Source organism: Stappia sp. G46H5W (assembly GCF_058448995.1).
Map to the genome: position 1 here is coordinate 775,952 of NZ_JBZFLL010000001.1, position 17,363 is coordinate 793,314.

Consider the following 17,363-nt stretch of genomic DNA (forward strand, 5'->3'; position numbering starts at 1 on the left):
TTACTTCTCCGCGCCCGCGGTCAGTCCGCCGACCAGGTAGCGCTCAAGGAACAGGTAGATGACGATGATCGGAACGGCGACGAAGACGGCCGCGGCCGAGATCTCGTTCCAGTCGGTGCTGTACTCGCCGCGCATCGTCGTGATGCCGAGATTGGCGGTCCAGCTGTCGGGTGCATTGACGAGGAAGGTCCGCGCATAGGCGTAGTCGGCCCAGCTCAACACGAAGGCATAGAGCGAGGTCGCCGCCAGTCCGGGCGTGGCCACCGGCAGCACGACCCGCACCATCGCGCCCATAGGCGAGCAGCCGTCGACCATCGCCGCCTGTTCCAGCTCGCGCGGGATCGTGTCGAAATAGCCCTTCAGCATCCAGGTGGTGAAGGGGATGATCAGCGTCGAATGTGCCAGCACCAGCGTCCACAGGCTGCCGATCATCCCGAAGTTGCGGAAGATCGAGAAGAGCGGGATCACCAGCAGCGTCGCCGGCAGCATCTTCGCCGTAAGGATGAACAGGCCGAGCGAATGGCCGCCGCGGATCGAGAAGCGCGACAGGGCATAGCCCGCCAGCACCGAGACGACCATCGACAGGGCAACCGAGCCGATGGCCGCCAGCATCGAGTTCGTCAGCCAGAGCGGGATCGGCCGCTCCTCCCAGACCTTGGCGAAGGTGCCCCATTGGGCATCATCCGGCCAGAAGCTGGGCGGCAGTTGCGACAGGTCCGCCGAGGTGGAGACGGCCGTCACCAGCAGCCAGTAGACGGGGAACAGGATCAGCGCGGCGAGCAGAATGACGGTGCCGTAGAGCGCCAGGCTTTGCAGGGGTGTGCGGTTCATGGGATCCCCTTTCTCAATACATGGCGCGGGTCTGGCGACCGAGCATCAACAGGCTCGCGACGACGCAGATGACCAGCGTGACGACGCCCACCGCCGAGGCATAGCCAAAGTTGAAGAAGCCGAAGGCCTGGTCGTAGGTCATGATCGACAGGGTCTGGGTCGACTTCAGCGGCCCGCCCTCGGTCAGCACCTTGATGATCGAGAAGTCGCGGAACACCCACAGGATGACCAGCACCAGGGTGACGCCGAGCACCGGCATCAGGAGCGGCAGCGTGATCCAGCGGAAGCGCTGGAAGACATTGGCCCCGTCCACCTTGGCGGCATTGTAGAAATCGGTCGGGATCGACTGCAGGCCGGCCAGCGTCATGATCGAGACGAAGGGATAGCCCTTCCAGATCATGGTGATCGCCACCGCCCAGAAGGCGGCGCCCGGCGTCGACACCCAGGCGACCATGCCGTCGGAGAGGCCGAGCGTGACCAGCAGCCAGCTCATCAACCCGAAGGAACTGTCGAAGATCCAGGCAAAGATCACCACCGCGATCACTTCCGGCACCGCCCAGGGCAGCGCCATGGCAAGGCGCGCGAGCGTGCGCCCGCGGAAGCGGTTGTTGACCAGAAGCGCGGTCGAAACGCCGGTGATCAGGCTGCCGGCGGTGACCACGACGACGAGCTTCAGCGTCACCCAGCAGGCCATCCAGAATTCGCTGGAGGCAAAGAGCTTCTGGTAGTTCGCCGTGGTGAAGGGCGCGCGCGGGGCGCCCATTCGCGGCAGCTTGACCGCCTGCAGCGACAGGTCGATCGAGATGATCAGGGGATAGACGATGATCAGGCCGACCAGCAGCACCGCGGGGGCAAGCAGAATGTAGCCCAGCAGATGTTGACGGCTCGGCCTGGCCAGATCGAAGAGCCGGACTCGGGACATGCAACCTCCTGCCGCGGGCGCGGTGCCGCGGCGCAGGAACGAAAAGACAAGCCGGCCCCCGTGGCGGGGGCCGGCTGCGAATGTGCGGTCAGCCGCCGTTCTTGATGGTCTCGGCCCGCTCCTGCATGACCTTGACCACCTCGGCCGGATCGAGATCCTCGATCAGCATGCGCTGGACCTCCTCCTGCACCATCTTGCCGAACTCGTTGTACTGGATCTCAAGGCCCGTCGGGATGCGGTCGACGCCGGCATCCGAGGCCGCCTTCATCGTCTTGATCAGCAGCGGGAAGTGCGGCACCTCCTGCTCGACGCCGGAGACGTCGGCAGCCGGGCTCGGCGGGGTGTTCTTGCCGATGGTGGCGTATTTGCGCTGCCACTCGGGCGACATCACCAGCTTGATGAAGTCCCACACAAGCGCCTTTTCCTCATCGGAAATCTCGCTCGCCATGCCCAGCACGTTGGACGAGCCGCCGACCGGCGGAGAGAAGGCCGGCTCGGCAACCGCCGTGTCGGCGGACGCTGCGCCCTTCTGCATGATGCCGTAGAGCCAGGGACCGTCGAGGCGCAGGGCCATCTTGCCGTCGGCGAAGAGCTTGCGGATGTCGCCGGCGGACAGGTCGACGGGGGTCAGACCTTCCTTGACGACGGTCTTCCAGCGGGTCAGGCCCTCGACCATCTCGGGCGTGTCGATGGTGATGTTGCCATCCTTGTCGGTCCAGTAGGCGCCGGCATCGAGGATGTAGCTCAGCATCTCGGTCAGGTACTGGCCGGCGCCGCCCTTGGTCTCGTGGCCGGTGCCGTACTGGTCGGTAATGCCGTCGCCGTTAAGGTCCTTGGTCGTCTTGCGCGCGACATCGAGGAACTCGGCATAGGTGGTGGGAACCGACAGGCCTTCCTTCTCCAGGATCGCCTTGTTGTAGGCCATGATGAACCCGAAGTAGTTCATCATGATGCAGGCGGTCTCGCCGTTCCACACGCACTTGCCCTGGCCGGCCCAGCCGGTCATGTCGACGCCGTCCTTGTCGAGCCAGGGGCCGAGGTTTTCCATCCAACCGTTCTCGGCGAAGGACTGGAACTCGAACGAGGCGAGATGGACGATATGCGGCGGCTGGCCGCCGGCGAACAGGGTCGTCATCGTGTCGGCATAGGCCGCACGCTCGACCTTGGTGAACTCCACCTTCACCCCCGGATTGGCTTCCTCGAAGGCGGCGATGGCGGCCTTCCACCAGTCGCCGGTGCCGGCATCGTCCACCTGCCAGGAGACGAACTTGAGCGTCGTGTCAGCCAGCGCCGGCGACAGCATGGTCGCCGAGAGCATGGCAGCTGCGGTTGCGGTCCTGACGAACCGTCCGAAAGTCTTGGTCATCGTGTTTCCTCCACTTGGCTCTTATATCCGCTGCATCAGACGCAGCGCTTCCTCCGACGGGCGCACTCCAAGACCTGGACCGGTCGGGAGGCGGTAGACGCCGTCCGCGCAGTCCATGTCGCCTGCAAGAAGGCGCCGGTTAGGTTCGAAGATCGAATGCTGGAACTCGTGGCCGGTCAGCGTCGGCAGCGATGCGCTCGCCTGCAGGCTGGCGGCCAGGAAGATCCCGGCGCCGATGGTCGCATGCGGGATCACCTCGATGCCCCGCTCCGCCGCCAGCGCGCCGATGCGGGTGAAATTGGTGATGCCCTTGTGCCCCATCTCCGGCTGGACGATGGCGATGCGGCAGCGCTCCACCCGGTGGCGCATGTCCCAGACCGTGCGCCATTCCTCGCCGACGGCGATGGGCACGTCCGTGCCCTTCGACACCGCCTCCAGACCGGCAATGTCCTCGGTGTAGACCGGCGCCTCGGCGAACCACAGGCCGTGCGGCTTCATCGCCTCGATCAGGGCCAGTGCCTCGTCCGCGCTCTGGTTCCAGTGCATGTCGGCCGCGATCCGCGCGTCGGGGCCCAGCGCCGCGCGCAAGCTCTCCATCTCCGCCGCCGGGCCGTCATCGGCGACCGGCGTTGCGAACTTGAACGCATCGAACCCGCGCGCCTGCCAGGAAAGGGCGAGCTCGGCGCGGGCCTTGCGGGTCGCCTCGGGCAGGCCCGAGACATAGGCGGGGATGGTCTTCGAGCGGTCGCCGCCCAGAAGCTCCGCCACCGGCTTGCCGGCGATCTGCCCGGCGATGTCCCAAAGGGCGATGTCGATGGCGGCCAGCGCGTCGACATAGAAGCCCCCCGTATAGCCGCGCACCCGCATCAGGTCGTAGAGGTCGTCGTAGATGGCCGACGGATCGGACGGATCGCGGCCGATGGTGAAGTCGGCGAGCAGGTCCTTGACGATCTCGGCAACGGCGCCGGGCGCGACGAGGCCGTAGGTCTCACCCCAGCCGGTAACGCCGTCGCGCGTCTCGATGCGCAACAGCACGCTGCGGTCGAAGGTCGGATAGACGGTGCGGTTGCCCTTGCGCACCAGATAGCCGCGCGCATTCGGCTCCTCGCCCTTGCGGGGATTGCCGAGATAGGGCGTGTCCCGCGTCTGCGTCAGCGTGAAGACCTCGATGCTGCGGACAGCGTCGCTCATCGGGCACTCCCGGCGAGAGCCGCCCGCGACGCGCCGATGCCGAGCGCGGCAAGGTTGGCATCGATGTCCGAGCAGGCCGGGCCGTCGAGCTCCGGCGTCGGTGCGCGCACGATGGTGTTCTCCAGAATACCGCGACGGACCATCACATACTTGGTCAGGCGCATCCGGTAGACGGCCTGCAGGGTCAGCAGCGGCAGGGTCCGCACATAGACCTCCCGCGCCTCGGCGATCCGGCCAGCCCGCCAGGCCCGGTCGAGCGCGACATGCTCGTCGGCGATCTCGATGGCCGGCATGGCCGCGCAGGCGCCGCGCGCATATTCATCGAGGATGTAACGCGCCCCGCCGCCGCCGATGACGCCGGCCAGCGTCTGCGGCCGATGGGCCAGCAGATGGCTGATCGCCGGCCCGGCCGGCAGGGTCTCTTCCTTGACATAGGCGATCTGCGGCACGGCGCGCGCCACCTCGACCAGCACCTGCGGCGCGATGTCGGAGCCGCGCGGCGCCGGCGCATTCTGCAGCACGATGCGCGCCTCCGGCAGACCGGCCGCAACCTCGCTGAAGAACGCGGTCACCGCCGCCGCCTCGCGGCCGATGGAGACCGGCGGCTGGATCATCAGCCAGGTGACGCCGACGGAGGCCGCCACGCGGCCATGGGCAATCACGTCCGCCGCGGTCGGCGCACTGGCGCCGGCAACCACCGGCACCTTGCCGCCGACCTCCTGCGCCACCAGGCCCAGCAACTCGGCACGCTCGCCCGCCTCCAGCTGCTCCACCTCGCTGGCAAAGCCCGGGAAGACCACACCATCCACGTCGCAATCGAGTGCGAAGCGCACCAGGCGGCGCATCGCCTGAAGATCCACCTTCCCGTCTTGCGTGAAGGGCGTGGGGAGAACCGGAAGGATGCCGGCGAGATCAGCCATGTCGTCTATGTCCAATATGTGAGACTATGTTTCATAAATTGACACTATCTTGTTTCTAGGGCTAAGACAAGCATGAATGCTCGCCCTACCGCCGCTCCCCGAAAGGACCGATTCATGCCTTCAGCCTCCGCCCTCAATGCGCCGCATGTCGTGGTCGACTGGGGCACCACCTCCTTCCGCGCGGTGTTGCTGGCCGCCGACGGCACGCAGCGCGACCGCATCGAGACGGGCGACGGCATCCAGTTTGTGGAAAAGCACGCCTTCGAGGATCGTCTGCTGGCCCTGCTCGCACCCTGGCTTGCGGCGGAAGGTCCGCTCGACATCGTGCTGGTCGGCATGGTCACCAGCCGCAACGGCTGGATCGAGGTGCCCTACGTCCCCTGCCCGTGCTCGGTCGAAGATCTCGCGAAAGGCACGATCACCCGCACTCTCGCCAACGGCTCGCGCGCCATCCTGCTCGCAGGCATCAACGATCCGGCCCGCGCGCCCTTCCCCGATGTGATGCGCGGCGAGGAGACCCAGATCGTCGGCTTCGGCTTGGAAAAGGACGCAACGCTCGTGCTGCCCGGCACCCACAGCAAGTGGGCGCGGGTTGCGGGCGGACGGATCTCGGGCTTCCGCACCTTCGTCACCGGCGAGTTCTTCGCTCTTCTGACGCAGCATTCCTTCATTGCCCGCGCCGCCAGCTCGGAAAGCACGGGCGAGGACATGGCCGCCTTCGAGCGCGGCATCGCTGACGGCTCGCCCGAGGGCGCGGAGGGCGATGCCATGCTCTCGCTGGTCTTTGCCGCACGCACCGGAATGCTCGCCGGCAAGCTTGCCCCTGGCGAAATTCGCGACTACGTCTCGGGGCTCCTGATCGCGCAGGAGTTCCGCCAGGCCCGCAATTGCGGCTTCTTCGCCAAAAGCGAGTTCAGCAACGGCAATCGCATCGGCATCGTCGGCAATGACGGGCTTAACCGCCGCTATGCCATCGTCGCCCGCCATTTCGGACTGGATGTCGTGGAGGGGAGCGACCATGCCGCGATCGACGGTGCCCGGCAGATCCTCGCCGCGGCCATGGGAGACCTGACATGACCTTGCGCGAAGCGCTCGCCGCCTGCCCGCTCGTCGCCATCCTGCGCGGCGTCACGCCGGCGGAAATCACCGATGTCGCCGACGTCCTGTTCGAGGCCGGCTTCCGCATCATCGAGGTTCCGCTCAACTCGCCCGATCCCTTCGCCAGCATCGGCAAGCTGGCGAAATCCCACGGCGAACGCGCGCTGATCGGCGCCGGAACGATGCTTGAGCCTGAGCAGTGCCGCCGGCTTGCCGATGTCGGCGGCCGGCTGATGGTCGCGCCGAACTATGCTCCCGACGTGGTAGCGGAGGCCCAGGCGAGCGGGCTCGCGACGCTTCCGGGCGTTGCCACCCCGTCGGAGGCCTTCGCCGCGCTGCGCCAGGGGGCTGACGCGCTGAAGCTCTTCCCGGCCGAGGCGATGGAGCCCCGCGCGCTGAAGGCCTGGCGCAGCGTCATGCCGAAGGACGCGCTGCTGCTGCCCGTCGGCGGCATCGACACCACGACGATGGCGCCCTGGTGCCAGGCCGGCGCCAGCGGCTTCGGCCTCGGCTCCTCGCTTTACCGGCCGGGCATCTCCTTCGACCAGCTTGCGGAAAAGGCACGCGGCCTGGTCGCGGCCGCCCGTACCGCCTTCCCCGCCGGCTGACCCACTTCCTCCCTCTGGGATTCCCACCGCCATGCCGTCAGATGCCGGCCGATTGCGCGATCACCCCAAATCCGGGCAGCCCGCCCCCGATCCGAACGGGACCGATCAGGGCCAGCCGCCGCCCCCCGGCGACCGGCGGCCGCTGATCGAGGGCCTGCTGGCGACAGGCGCCGGCAACATCAACAATGCCTGCGTCAAGCTGCTGGGGGTGATGCCGACCAGCCAGTTGATCCTGCTGCGGGCCGTGGGCACGATCTTCATCCTGTTGCCGCTGATGATCCGGCGCGGCCTACGCTGGCCGCCGCGCGTGGTGCTGGCGCGTGCGGCGCTCGAGGCCATAGCGACGGCCGGCTTGATGCACGCGCTCACCCTCGCCCCGCTCAGCTTCGTCGCCACGGTGATGATGACCATTCCCATCGGGGTCATGGCGATGAACTGGCTGCTGGCCGGCGAGCCCCTGTCGCCGCGTGGGCGCATCCTGCTGCTGCTGGCGTTTTCCGGCGCGTTGATCGCCACCGGCCCGGCGCTGGCCGGCAGCATGGAAGGCGCCCTCTCCGCTGTCGGGTCGGCCGCCTTCTACGTCGCCCGCGACATGCTGACGAGCCGGCGCGCCTCGAACGTGCCGAGCCTCGAGCTGTCCTTCACGGCCAGCGTCGCGACGCTGATCCTGGCGCTTGCCATGGGCGTTGTCGGCGACTGGCGGCCGCTGGTCGCGGGAGAGACGGGCATCATCGCGGCGATGATCGTCTTCTACATCCTCAGCAACCTGCTGATCGCCTCAGCGACACGGGCCCGCCATTCGACCATGGTCGCCGCCACCCGCTACTCGGCGGTCATCTGGGCCGCCCTGTTCGATCTGGTGCTGTTCGACCTGCAGCCGCGCCCGCTGACGCTGGTCGGCGCCGCGCTGATCGCTGCCTGCGGCATCGGCCTCGTCTTCACCGAAAGAAAACGGCGCGGCCCGTGAGAGCCGCGCCGCCGAAATGCAAAGGGAAAGCGAGGAGGCTTATTCGGCCGCCGGCTTCAGCCGGTAGCGGAAGTCGCAATGGGACGCGCCCTTCATGATCGTCTGGGTGCGCGTCAGCTCCATCTTCGGATTGTAGCCGATGCAGAAGTCGCCATCGCGATTGCAGGAGAGCAGGTGGCCGATATCGCCGAGCCCCATCTCCTTGTAGACCTCGGAATAGCGGCAGCGCTTGACGTTGAAGTCGAGCCGGTCCGGCCCCTTCTCCAGCACCTCGATCTGCAGCGCGTCGTCCATCTGCCAGAGCGGCAGCAGGTCGGCGAAGTTCTCGAGGTTGGGCTCCTGCGGCTCCTTCTCCCGGAACTCCTTGCCCTGTGCGATGGCGGAGTTGGAGACGGCCTCGCCGATCACCTTTTCCGCTTCCTCGCGCCCGTGCCGCTCCACCAGCACATCGAAGACGTGCTTGAGGACCGCGGCCTCGATGCGGCGTTTCTCGATCATCGGCAGCGTCATCGTGGATCCCTCTTTCGTGTGTCGTGCCCGATGTCGCGGCTCAGTGAGCCGCGACATGCCCACCCAGATAGGCATCGGCGACGCGGCTGTCACTCGCCAGCTCCTTGGCGGAGCCTTCCATGACGATCTTGCCGCCCTCGATGACGGCGGCCCGGTCGGCGATGCGCAGCGCCGCCTTGGCGTTCTGCTCGACGATCAGGATCGAGTAGCCCTGCGCGCGGATCTCCTCGACCAGGTCGAAGATGAAGCGCACCAGCATCGGCGCAAGGCCGAGCGAGGGCTCGTCGAGCAGCAGCACCTTGGGCCGGCGCATCAGCGCACGGCCGATGCACAGCATCTGCTGCTCGCCGCCCGACAGGGAGCCCGCGCCCTGCTTGAGCCGCTCCTTCAGCTTGGGGAACAGCCCCAGCACCCGGTCCAGCTCGGCCGTCTTCAGCGGCCCGCCGCCGATGGTCAGGTTCTCCAGCACGCTCATGTTGGAGAAGATCTGCCGCCCCTCGGGGGCCTGGAGAATGCCCAGATCGACGATCTGGTGGCTCTTCAGGCCGACGATGTTCTTGCCCTCGTAGCGGATCTCGCCGCCGGTCGGGTGGTAGATGCCGGAGATGCAGCGCATCAGGCTGGTCTTGCCGACACCGTTGGCGCCGAGAATGGCGTAGATGCCCTTCTCGGGGAGGTCCAGGCTGATGTCGTGCAGGATGTCCTGGACGCCGATCCGCAGGGACAGGTTTGCGATTTCGAGAACGTTCACTCGTCCACCCCCAGATAGGCTTCCAGCACCTCGCGGTTCTGCCGGACGACCGACGGTTCCGCATCGGCGATCTTCTTGCCCGACGCCAGCACGACGATGCGCTCGCAAATGCTCATCACGAGGCCCATGTCGTGCTCGACGAGCATGACGGTGATACCGCTGGAATGCAGGTCCTTGATGAAGGAGGCCAGCTCCGCCGTCTCGGAATCGTTCAGTCCCGCGGCCGGTTCGTCAAGGATCAGCAGGTCCGGGTTCATCGCCAGCGCGCGGGCGATCTCCAGATACTTGCGCTTGCCATAGGCAAGGTTGGCCGCAAGATCGTTGGCATACTGGGTCAGCTGGACCTTCTCCAGCGCCTCCCAGCTGCGCTCGGAGATCTGCTTCGAGCCCTTTGACCCACCGGCGATCGCCTGCCAGGGGCTCTGGCCGATGGCCCCGACCGCGCCGACGGAAACGTTGTCGAACACGGTCATGTTCGGGAACACGCGCAGGTTCTGGAACGTGCGCGAGATGCCCTTCGAGGCGATGACCGACGGCTTGAGGCCGCTGATCTTCTCGCCGCGATAGCGGATCTCTCCCGACGAGACCGGGGTGAATCCGGAGATCAGGTTGAAGAGCGTCGTCTTGCCGGCGCCGTTCGGGCCGATCAGGCCGACGAGTTCCCGCTCCGCGACGGTGGTGGTGACGCTGTCAACAGCCATGAGGCCGCCGAAGCGCCGGGACACATTGTCCACCTCAAGCATGGCGGTCATTTCCAGCCCACCTTCTGCTTGTCGGGATTGTCCTGCCAGGCGGACCCGAACTGACGGCGGATGAAGTTGAGCGAGGGTACCTCCCCGAACAGTCCCTTGGGCAGGAACAGGATCGAGAAGAACAGGACGAAACCGACGATGACATTGCGCATGTCGCCGACGTCGCGCAGCGCCTCGGGCAGCAGGATCAAGAGCAGGGCACCGATGATGGCGCCGGGAATGCTGCCCAGCCCGCCGACCACGACCATGGCGAGGATCAGGATCGATTCCGCGAAGTCGAAGTCCACCGGCGAGATATAGCGCGTGGTGTAGGCCCACAGGGCGCCCGCGATGCCGGCGAAGAAGGACGAGATCATGAAGGACTCGATCTTCAGCCGTACCGTGTTGATGCCCATCGCATCGGCGCACTGGTCGTCCTCGCGCAGGCTGCGCAGGGCATTGCCGTAGTAGGAATGGCTCAGCCGGTGGATGACCCAGATCGAGATGCAGACGATGGTCGCGACCACGAAGTAGATGCCCAGCTCGCTCTCGACCGTGTAGCCGAAGAGTTCGATCTCCGAGTTCAGGCTGACGCCGTTCGGTCCCTTCGTCACCTCGACCCAGTTCTGCAGGACGAGGAAGATCATCTGGCCGATGCCGAGCGTGGCGACGGCGAAGTAGATGCTGACGAGACGCATGGTCGGCAGCGCGACGACGAAGGCGATGGCCGCCGCGCCCAGGCCCGCCAGCGGCAGACCGAGGGTGAAGCCGATGCCGTAGTCGGCCCCGGCCAGCGCAGCGATATAGGCGCCGACGCCGTAGAAGGCGGCATGGCCCAGATGCAGAAGACCGGCAATGCCCGTCACCAGCTGCAGCGACACGGCCAGCAGCGAGAAGATCAGGGCGGTCATGACCACCTGGTAGATGTAGCCCTTGCTGAGATATTCGAGCAGGAACGGCAGGGCAACGAAAAGCACCGCCAGGATGGCGAGCTTCAGGCCCGCCGACTGAATGAAGTCCTTAGACACGTTCCCTCCTCGCTCCGAAGAGCCCCTGCGGGAAGAACACCAAGGTGACGATGAGGAAGATGTACGCGACCATGTCGGCCCAGACCGACGAAACGAAGGTCGTCGACAGGCTCTCCGCCACGCCCAGCACCAGCGCCGCGATCACCGCTCCCGGAATCGAGCTCAACCCGCCCATGACCATGGCGACGAACGCCTTGACGCCCGGGATGAAGCCCATCGAGGGGAACACCGCACCGTAATAGAGGCCGACGAGAATGCCGGCGAGCGCGCCCATCATCGAGCCGATGACGAAGGTCAGCACGATGGTGCGGTCGGTGTTGATGCCGACATATTTCGCGCCCAGCGGGTTGTTCGACACCGCGCGGATCGACAGGCCGATGGAGCTGTACCGCAGCAGCCACTGCAGGCCGCCCAGCATCAGCACGGAGACCACGAAGATGATGATGTCGCCGTTGACGATGGTGACCGGGCCGAGGGAGATCGGCTTGTTGATCAGGTAGCTGATGTCGATGGCCTGGAACTCGGACCCGAACAGCAGCTCCATGGCCTCGCGGGCGATGATCGACATGGCCAGCGAGGACATCAGCGTCGCCTCGCGCATGGCCCGCGATTTCAGCGAGGCTTCGTCCGAGAATCTTCGGAATGGTCTGAACGCCACCCTTTCCAGGCTGAAGCCAGCCAGCGCGCCCACCGCCAGGACGATGAAGACGATGACGAGGAAGGGCGGGCCGAAGGCGGCGATCGCCATGATGCCGGCGAAGGCGCCGATCGTGTAGACCTCGCCATGGGCGAAGTTGACGACGTTGAGAACGCCGAAGATCAGCGTGAAACCGATGGCCATCAGGGCATAGACCATGCCCAGCGATATGCCGATCGTCAGCTGCTGGAGGTAGTAGGGATCGATCACGGGTGTCTGTCCTGGCAAGCTAGGAACACTGGAACCTGGCGCAATGGCAATGCTCCCCGCCCCCGGAGGTCCGGGTGATGGCAGCGGCGGCTCGCCGATACGCGCAGGCCTGCGGAGCCCGGCTGCGTCTTCCCTCTCCGGGCGGCAACCGCCCGGAGAGGGAAAAGCGCGACGTTACTTGAGCGGGACGAACTGGCCGCCGGTCACCGTTGCCTTGGTGAGCTGCTTCAGGGCCTCGCCATTCTCGTCGAAGGACGTGACGCCGGTGACGCCCGGGAAGTCCTTGGTCTTGGCCAGCTCGTCGCGGACGTTCTGGCGCGAGACATCCGGATAGGCGCGGGCGACGGCCTCCAGCATGATGTTCACCGCGTCGTAGGCCTGGGCCGGGAACTGGCCGGGCTCGGCGCCGTCGCGGGCGGCCTTCCACTCGTCGACGAAGGTCTTGACGTTCTCGTTCTCGCTGTTGGGCAGGAAGGTGACCGTCAGGAACAGGCCTTCGGCGGCCGGACCGGCCAGCTCGACGAGCTTCTGGTTGTAGGCGGCCGAGGTCGAATAGACCGGGGTCTCGACGTTCAGCTGCTTCATCTGCTTGAGGAACTGGGCGCCGTCCTCATAGAAGAAGCCCGTGTAGATCGCGTCCGGCTTGGCGCGCTCGATCTTGGTGATGATCGAACGGAAGTCCGGCAGGCCGCGGTTGAAGAACTCGGTGAAGACCACCTCGCCGCCATTGGCCTTCACCTTCTCGGCGAAGTCCTTGACCACCGACTGACCCCAGTCGGTCTGCTCGGCGATCACCGCGATCTTCTTCAGGCCCTGCTCGTTCATCCAGTCGGCGTTGTAGACGCCTTCCTGGGCCTGGGTGGTGATGTTGCGGAACTGCCACTCGGAGATCTTGGCGAAATCCGGGTGCGAGGCGGTCTGGCTCAGCTGGGCCATCTCGGCGCGCTTGTAGACCTGGGCAGCGGCCATCGAGACGGTGGAGGTGAAGTCGCCGAGCGCCGCGACGATGCGGCTGTCGTCGACGAACTTGCGGGCGATGGCCACGCCTTCCTTGGCGTCGGAGCGGGAGTCCTCGAAGATGATCTCCACCGGCACCTTGAGCTTGCCGGAGGCGTTGAAGTCCTTGAGGGCGATCTCGGCGGCAGTCTTGAAGTCCTGGCCGTACTGGGCGGTGTTGCCGGTCAGCGGCAGCTGGTAACCGAGATAGACCGGCCCTTCGGCCATCGCGCCGAAGGGAACGGCGAGCATGCCGGCAACGCCGGCGAGCAACCCGAGAGTGGTCCTGCGAGACATCGTCATAGTGATCTTCTCCTGTCTTCTGGAAGAGATTTTGGTTTGTTGTTTGATGGGATCACCCCGCAGCCGGGATGACAGTCAGCTCAGCCTGCACTTGCGCCCGGCTCTACCCGCAGCAGGCAGCAACCGGTCTTGCCCTTTGTCCAGGTTTCGCCCTTGAAGGTAAACCCGGCCTCGGTGAACAGGCCACCGTCGATGGCGCCGGCAGCCTTGCAGAGCAGCTCGAGATCTTCCTCGTTGCGGCCCTGTTCCGTCCACGTGTCCTTCAGCGGACAGCGGTGGAACTGGATTTCCAGACTCTCGTCGTCGCACTTCTTGATCTCGGGCGCAAACATCTGTGCCGAGCACGGGATGCCGCCGATGAAGGCGTCCTTCAGGCCCGGCAGGTTGTCGGGGCCCAGATGCGCGAACTTCTTGCCCATGTCCTGGCCGAGACGACGGGTGGACTCGGCGATCAGCTCGACGGCGCGGTCGGCGCCATAGGCTTCGCGCAGGACGTCGAACATGTGCGCATAGGCCTTGGCGCGCATGGCGAAGGCCGCCTTCAGCATGTCGAGCGTGACGACCGGCTCGTTGGTGGTTTCCTGGGTCATATGGGGCATCGTCCTTTTGCTTGTCTTTGCTTGGGTCAGTCGCGGCCGTCGCGCCACCGGTATAGCTGAAGCATGGCCGGCGGGGCGAAGGTCTTGACGAGACCGTGCATGGGGATTGGCTTGGGATCGGACATCGGCAGGGCGAGCTGAGAGACCGGCGTGCCGGCGATCGCCGCTGCGAATTCCCGGCCGAGCGACACCGAAAGGGCGACGCCGCGGCCGTTGCAGCCGGCCCAGCACCAGAAATCGGGGCCGAGCTGGCAGATGAAGGGGAAGCGGTCCTCGGTCATGCCGATATAGCCGTTCCACACGAAGTCGAATTCCGGCTTGCCGAGCACCGGGAACGCCGTCTGCAGGCGGCGGCCGACGATCTCGCGCAGCCGGTCCGGGCCGTTGTGACCGAGCGCCAGCGCGCCGCCGGTCACCAGGCGACCCCGCTTGTCGTAGCGGAAGAAATGCAAGTCGCCATGGGTGTCGGAAACCGCCTGACGGCCCGGCACCACCACCTTGCGCTGCGCGTCGGTGAGCGGACGCGTCGCCATCTGCCAGGACAGGACCGGCACGACGGAGCGCGCCACCTTCGGCGCCAGCTCAGAAGACAGGAAGCCGGTATAGGCATTGCTGGCCAGCATCACTGCGCGGGCAACGACCTCTCCGGTCGGCGTGCGCAGGTGCCAGCGGCCGTCGCGGCGTTCCACCGCCTCGACCGGGCTTTTCTCGCGGATCGCGACGCCCTTCGCCTCGCAGACGCTGGCAAGGCCGCGCGCCAGCGCCAGCGGATTGATATGGCCGCCGGTAGGGTTGTACATGCCGCCGAACCAGCGATCCGAGCCGAGCAGTTCGGCGCATTCGGCCGCCTCGACCAGGCGCGCCGGCGCGCCGCGCTTTGCCCAGGCGTCGACGCGAGCCCGGCTCAGCTTCAGCCGGCTTTCCCGGTGCGCGGGCTGGAACCAGCCCGTCTGCTCGGCCTCGCAGTCGATCCCTTCCTCGCGGACGGTGTCGAACAGGTATGAAGCGCTGTCGCGCACCAGGGCGACGAACCGCTCGCCGGCATCGCCGAATCGCGTCTCGATCGCGTCCGGCTCGGCGGCCGTCATGGTCGGGATCACCTGGCCGTTGTTGCGGCCCGATCCGCCGAAGCCGACCTCCATGCCTTCCAGAACCGTGACCTGGTGCCCTGCCCTTGCCAGGTGCAGCGCCGTGGAAAGGCCCGAGAATCCCCCGCCGATAACCGCAACGTCGGTGTCGAGCCGACCGGCAACGGCCGGTGCGGCCTGGCGCGACGGGGCGGTGTCCGCCCAAAGGGATGCCGAGATCTGTTTGCTGGAAAACATGGATGGTCCGTATTCAGGAGACCCGTGATGGGGGTTTGTGGATAGAAGCTCTCGCCCCGGCGATCAACTGGCTGTGGAGAAGCGGCAGCTCCTCGGGCCGCCAGAACCAGCGCAGGCTGTCGGCCTCGCCGCAGTCCCCGCACGGCTCGCTTGCGAGACCCGCGAGCGCTGCTTCCTGCTCGTCCGCCAGCCGGCGCGCCGTTGCAAGGCAGGTTTCGAAGTCCGGCACCTCGGCCCCCATTTCCACAGGCGATGCGGCATCGGGAGCCAGCGCCTCGAGCAGCGTTGCCGGCCGAGCCTTGGGACGCGCAGCCCCGTTCATCGTCCAAACGCCCGACTGCGGGTTGACCTTGTAAAGCGACATGAAGGCCGCGCCATGGGCCGCGACGAAACGCACCGCCTCGATGATATAGTCGGTGGTGCGCTCGTCGAAGAAGTAGTTGAAGCCGAGACGCACCCAGCCCGGACGCAGCACGCTCTGCCCGCCGCGCACTTCCTGCTGGTGACGCAGCGCATCGTCGTCGCCGATCCCCAGCAGCGCATGGCCGTAGGGCCCGGCGCAGGAGCAGCCGCCGCGTGCCTGGATGCCGAACAGGTCGTTCAGCAGGGCGACGACGAGGCCGTAATGCAGCTTCTTGGTGCCGCTGCGGATGTTCAGCGCGAAGACGCCGATGCGCTCGGCCTCAAGCGGGCCCAGCAGCTCGATGTTCGGGTCCTGCGCCCAGTTGCGCATGGCCCGCGCCACCATCGCCGCCTCGCGGCGTTCGATCTCGTGCGCGCCGACCCGGTCCTTCAGTTCCAGTGCAAGGCCGGCCTTGATGTCGCCGACGATGTTGGGCGTGCCCGCTTCCTCGCGCCGCTCGACGCTGGAGACGTAGCAATGCCCTTCCGCGGTCACATAGCTGACCGTGCCGCCGCCGGTGGTGGTCGGCTCGATGCCCTCGAACAGCGCCTTGTCGCAGATCAGGAGGCCGGACGCGCCCGGCCCGCCGACGAACTTGTGCGGCGACAGGAACAGCGCGTCGATATGGTCGCCCGCGCCCTCGGCAGTTCCGGAAATGCAGATCGGCATGTAGGGGGCGCCGGCCGCATAGTCGCAGAAGAACAGGGCGCCATGCGCATGCAGCAGCCTGGCGATGGCCCGCACGTCGCTCTTGACGCCGGTGACGTTGGAGGCAGCCGAAAACACGCCGATGCGCGGCACCCCGTCGCCGACGGCGGCGAGTTCGCTCGCCAGCGTGTCGAGGCAGATCCCGCCGGCCGCATTCAGCGGAATGCGGCGGATGCGGGCGCCGGTCTCGCGCCAGGGCAGATCGTTGGAATGGTGCTCGTAAGGGCCGACGAAGACCACCGGCAGCTCGCTCTCGGGCGTCTCGGCCGCCGTTGCGCGTCGCGGCAGACGGCCCTGCAGCTGCAGGGCGCGCACCAGCTTGTTGACGCCGGAGGTGGCGCCGGAGCCTGTGAAGATCACCGCATGGCGCGCGTCGGCACCGACCGCCTTGCGGATCGTCTCGCGGGCGGCTTCGCGCAGCACCGTCGTCTGCCGGCCGGTATACGAGGTTTCGGTGTGGGTGTTGCCGTAGTCGGGCAGGATGCGGTCGCGGATCAGGTCCTCGATGAAGGACAGCCCGCGCCCGGAGGCCACGTAGTCCGCATAGACGAGCGGGCGCACGCCGAACGGCGTTTCGATCGCCCGCCCCTCACCGATGACGCCGGCGCGGATCCGCGCGATACGCGCGTCAGCGTCCGCCATCGACAGCGTCGAGTGGTAGTCGGGTACTTCGCTTGATTTGTTCCATTGAGAAACAGGATGTGACATCATTGAGCTCGATGAGATTGATGAACTTCTTGTAGAAGGCGTCGTAGGACGAATTGCTCTTGGTGATTACCTTCAAGAGATAGTCATACTCGCCCGCCAGTCGGTTCACTTCCACGATTTCCGGGAATAAACTCACGACGTTGTTGAACTTCTCCAGCCAGGCGGTGTTATGCTGGCTGGTCCGTATCATCACGAAAACCGTGAGCTCGAGGCCGATCCTGCTTTGATTCAAAAGCGTTACGCGGCCGTCGATATACCCCTCTCGCTCGAGCTTCTGGAGGCGACGCCAACACGGCGTTGTCGAGAGACCTACCCTCTCAGAAACCTGAGCTATAGATAGGCTAGCATCATCTTGAATTACAGAAAGTATTTTCCTATCAAACTCATCAATTTGCATCACACATTCTACCTCTGGAGTTTTTGTTAGGATATCCATCCTACAAAAATGGAAATCCAAGTCCACCGGAGAATGAGCTTTCTAAACTTCAAAG

The 17,363-nt window shown here is 66.1% G+C and carries 18 protein-coding genes; 3 read left to right on the forward strand and 15 right to left on the reverse strand.

Annotation, left to right across the window (positions count from 1 at the left end):
* From ACVJ6E_RS03080 to ACVJ6E_RS03100, 5 genes are all read right to left on the reverse strand, one after another.
* Nucleotides 1-831 carry a carbohydrate ABC transporter permease gene (locus ACVJ6E_RS03080; protein ID WP_120268947.1) on the reverse strand — a complete coding sequence of 277 codons (831 nt, stop codon included), beginning with the start codon at nt 829-831 and terminating at the stop codon, nt 1-3.
* 13 nt (nt 832-844) lie between these two features.
* Nucleotides 845-1,753, reverse strand: coding sequence for a carbohydrate ABC transporter permease (locus ACVJ6E_RS03085; RefSeq protein ID WP_120268946.1), 909 nt, complete (start codon nt 1,751-1,753; stop codon nt 845-847).
* A gap of 88 nt (nt 1,754-1,841) precedes the next feature.
* Nucleotides 1,842-3,119, reverse strand: coding sequence for an ABC transporter substrate-binding protein (locus ACVJ6E_RS03090; RefSeq protein WP_120268945.1), 1,278 nt, complete (start codon nt 3,117-3,119; stop codon nt 1,842-1,844).
* 21 nt (nt 3,120-3,140) lie between these two features.
* Complete coding sequence (locus ACVJ6E_RS03095; protein WP_120268944.1) at nt 3,141-4,310, reverse strand: mandelate racemase/muconate lactonizing enzyme family protein; 1,170 nt, start codon at nt 4,308-4,310, stop codon at nt 3,141-3,143.
* A complete protein-coding gene (locus ACVJ6E_RS03100; RefSeq protein ID WP_120269273.1) occupies nt 4,307-5,230 on the reverse strand; it encodes a dihydrodipicolinate synthase family protein in 924 nt (307 codons plus the stop codon). The genes ACVJ6E_RS03095 and ACVJ6E_RS03100 overlap by 4 nt, the downstream gene beginning before the upstream one ends.
* A gap of 114 nt (nt 5,231-5,344) precedes the next feature.
* Between ACVJ6E_RS03100 and ACVJ6E_RS03105 the strand changes: the two genes are divergently transcribed.
* From ACVJ6E_RS03105 to ACVJ6E_RS03115, 3 genes are read left to right on the forward strand one after another with little or no spacing between them, the layout of a single operon-like run.
* Complete coding sequence (locus tag ACVJ6E_RS03105; protein ID WP_120268943.1) at nt 5,345-6,307, forward strand: 2-dehydro-3-deoxygalactonokinase; 963 nt, start codon at nt 5,345-5,347, stop codon at nt 6,305-6,307.
* Entirely contained in the window at nt 6,304-6,936 is a 633-nt protein-coding gene (locus ACVJ6E_RS03110) for a 2-dehydro-3-deoxy-6-phosphogalactonate aldolase (RefSeq protein WP_120268942.1), read from the forward strand. The genes ACVJ6E_RS03105 and ACVJ6E_RS03110 overlap by 4 nt, the downstream gene beginning before the upstream one ends.
* Nucleotides 6,937-6,967: 31 nt before the next feature.
* Nucleotides 6,968-7,903 carry a DMT family transporter gene (locus ACVJ6E_RS03115; protein ID WP_147421861.1) on the forward strand — a complete coding sequence of 312 codons (936 nt, stop codon included), beginning with the start codon at nt 6,968-6,970 and terminating at the stop codon, nt 7,901-7,903.
* A gap of 39 nt (nt 7,904-7,942) precedes the next feature.
* On the opposite strand, the gene ACVJ6E_RS03120 is transcribed toward ACVJ6E_RS03115, so the two are convergent.
* From ACVJ6E_RS03120 to ACVJ6E_RS03165, 10 genes are all read right to left on the reverse strand, one after another.
* Nucleotides 7,943-8,413, reverse strand: a complete 471-nt coding sequence (locus ACVJ6E_RS03120) for an L-2-amino-thiazoline-4-carboxylic acid hydrolase (RefSeq protein WP_067221310.1) — start codon at nt 8,411-8,413, stop codon at nt 7,943-7,945.
* A gap of 40 nt (nt 8,414-8,453) precedes the next feature.
* Nucleotides 8,454-9,164 (reverse strand): ABC transporter ATP-binding protein, encoded by a 711-nt coding sequence (locus ACVJ6E_RS03125; protein ID WP_067221308.1) that lies wholly within the window; start codon nt 9,162-9,164, stop codon nt 8,454-8,456.
* Nucleotides 9,161-9,916, reverse strand: a complete 756-nt coding sequence (locus tag ACVJ6E_RS03130) for an ABC transporter ATP-binding protein (protein ID WP_067339240.1) — start codon at nt 9,914-9,916, stop codon at nt 9,161-9,163. The genes ACVJ6E_RS03125 and ACVJ6E_RS03130 overlap by 4 nt, the downstream gene beginning before the upstream one ends.
* On the reverse strand, nt 9,913-10,923 hold the full coding sequence (locus ACVJ6E_RS03135) for a branched-chain amino acid ABC transporter permease (protein WP_491676391.1): 1,011 nt from the start codon (nt 10,921-10,923) through the stop codon (nt 9,913-9,915). The genes ACVJ6E_RS03130 and ACVJ6E_RS03135 overlap by 4 nt, the downstream gene beginning before the upstream one ends.
* Entirely contained in the window at nt 10,916-11,830 is a 915-nt protein-coding gene (locus ACVJ6E_RS03140; RefSeq protein WP_120268940.1) for a branched-chain amino acid ABC transporter permease, read from the reverse strand. Before ACVJ6E_RS03140 ends, ACVJ6E_RS03135 begins: the two co-directional genes overlap by 8 nt.
* Before the next feature lie 174 nt (nt 11,831-12,004).
* Nucleotides 12,005-13,129 (reverse strand): ABC transporter substrate-binding protein, encoded by a 1,125-nt coding sequence (locus ACVJ6E_RS03145; protein WP_120268939.1) that lies wholly within the window; start codon nt 13,127-13,129, stop codon nt 12,005-12,007.
* Between the two features lie 80 nt (nt 13,130-13,209).
* The gene (locus ACVJ6E_RS03150; RefSeq protein WP_120268938.1) at nt 13,210-13,719 is read right to left on the reverse strand and encodes an L-2-amino-thiazoline-4-carboxylic acid hydrolase; all 510 of its coding nucleotides are present in this window, start codon (nt 13,717-13,719) and stop codon (nt 13,210-13,212) included.
* 35 nt (nt 13,720-13,754) lie between these two features.
* Nucleotides 13,755-15,053: an FAD-dependent oxidoreductase gene (locus tag ACVJ6E_RS03155; protein WP_120268937.1), complete on the reverse strand. Its 1,299-nt coding sequence runs from the start codon at nt 15,051-15,053 to the stop codon at nt 13,755-13,757.
* Between the two features lie 13 nt (nt 15,054-15,066).
* Nucleotides 15,067-16,806, reverse strand: a complete 1,740-nt coding sequence (locus ACVJ6E_RS03160; RefSeq protein WP_120268936.1) for an aminotransferase class V-fold PLP-dependent enzyme — start codon at nt 16,804-16,806, stop codon at nt 15,067-15,069.
* Nucleotides 16,793-17,263 (reverse strand): Lrp/AsnC family transcriptional regulator, encoded by a 471-nt coding sequence (locus tag ACVJ6E_RS03165; protein ID WP_120269271.1) that lies wholly within the window; start codon nt 17,261-17,263, stop codon nt 16,793-16,795. The genes ACVJ6E_RS03160 and ACVJ6E_RS03165 overlap by 14 nt, the downstream gene beginning before the upstream one ends.
* Between the last annotated feature and the right edge of the window lie 100 nt (nt 17,264-17,363).

Coding starts and splice junctions, on each gene's coding strand:
- ACVJ6E_RS03080 (WP_120268947.1), bottom strand. CDS start 831: ATGAACCGCACACCCCTGCAAAGCCTGGCGCTCTACGGCACCGTCATT.
- ACVJ6E_RS03145 (WP_120268939.1), bottom strand. CDS start 13,129: ATGACGATGTCTCGCAGGACCACTCTCGGGTTGCTCGCCGGCGTTGCC.
- ACVJ6E_RS03110 (WP_120268942.1), top strand. CDS start 6,304: ATGACCTTGCGCGAAGCGCTCGCCGCCTGCCCGCTCGTCGCCATCCTG.
- ACVJ6E_RS03155 (WP_120268937.1), bottom strand. CDS start 15,053: ATGTTTTCCAGCAAACAGATCTCGGCATCCCTTTGGGCGGACACCGCC.
- ACVJ6E_RS03085 (WP_120268946.1), bottom strand. CDS start 1,753: ATGTCCCGAGTCCGGCTCTTCGATCTGGCCAGGCCGAGCCGTCAACAT.
- ACVJ6E_RS03160 (WP_120268936.1), bottom strand. CDS start 16,806: ATGGCGGACGCTGACGCGCGTATCGCGCGGATCCGCGCCGGCGTCATC.
- ACVJ6E_RS03095 (WP_120268944.1), bottom strand. CDS start 4,310: ATGAGCGACGCTGTCCGCAGCATCGAGGTCTTCACGCTGACGCAGACG.
- ACVJ6E_RS03150 (WP_120268938.1), bottom strand. CDS start 13,719: ATGACCCAGGAAACCACCAACGAGCCGGTCGTCACGCTCGACATGCTG.
- ACVJ6E_RS03100 (WP_120269273.1), bottom strand. CDS start 5,230: ATGGCTGATCTCGCCGGCATCCTTCCGGTTCTCCCCACGCCCTTCACG.
- ACVJ6E_RS03090 (WP_120268945.1), bottom strand. CDS start 3,119: ATGACCAAGACTTTCGGACGGTTCGTCAGGACCGCAACCGCAGCTGCC.
- ACVJ6E_RS03115 (WP_147421861.1), top strand. CDS start 6,968: ATGCCGTCAGATGCCGGCCGATTGCGCGATCACCCCAAATCCGGGCAG.
- ACVJ6E_RS03130 (WP_067339240.1), bottom strand. CDS start 9,916: ATGACCGCCATGCTTGAGGTGGACAATGTGTCCCGGCGCTTCGGCGGC.
- ACVJ6E_RS03105 (WP_120268943.1), top strand. CDS start 5,345: ATGCCTTCAGCCTCCGCCCTCAATGCGCCGCATGTCGTGGTCGACTGG.
- ACVJ6E_RS03120 (WP_067221310.1), bottom strand. CDS start 8,413: ATGACGCTGCCGATGATCGAGAAACGCCGCATCGAGGCCGCGGTCCTC.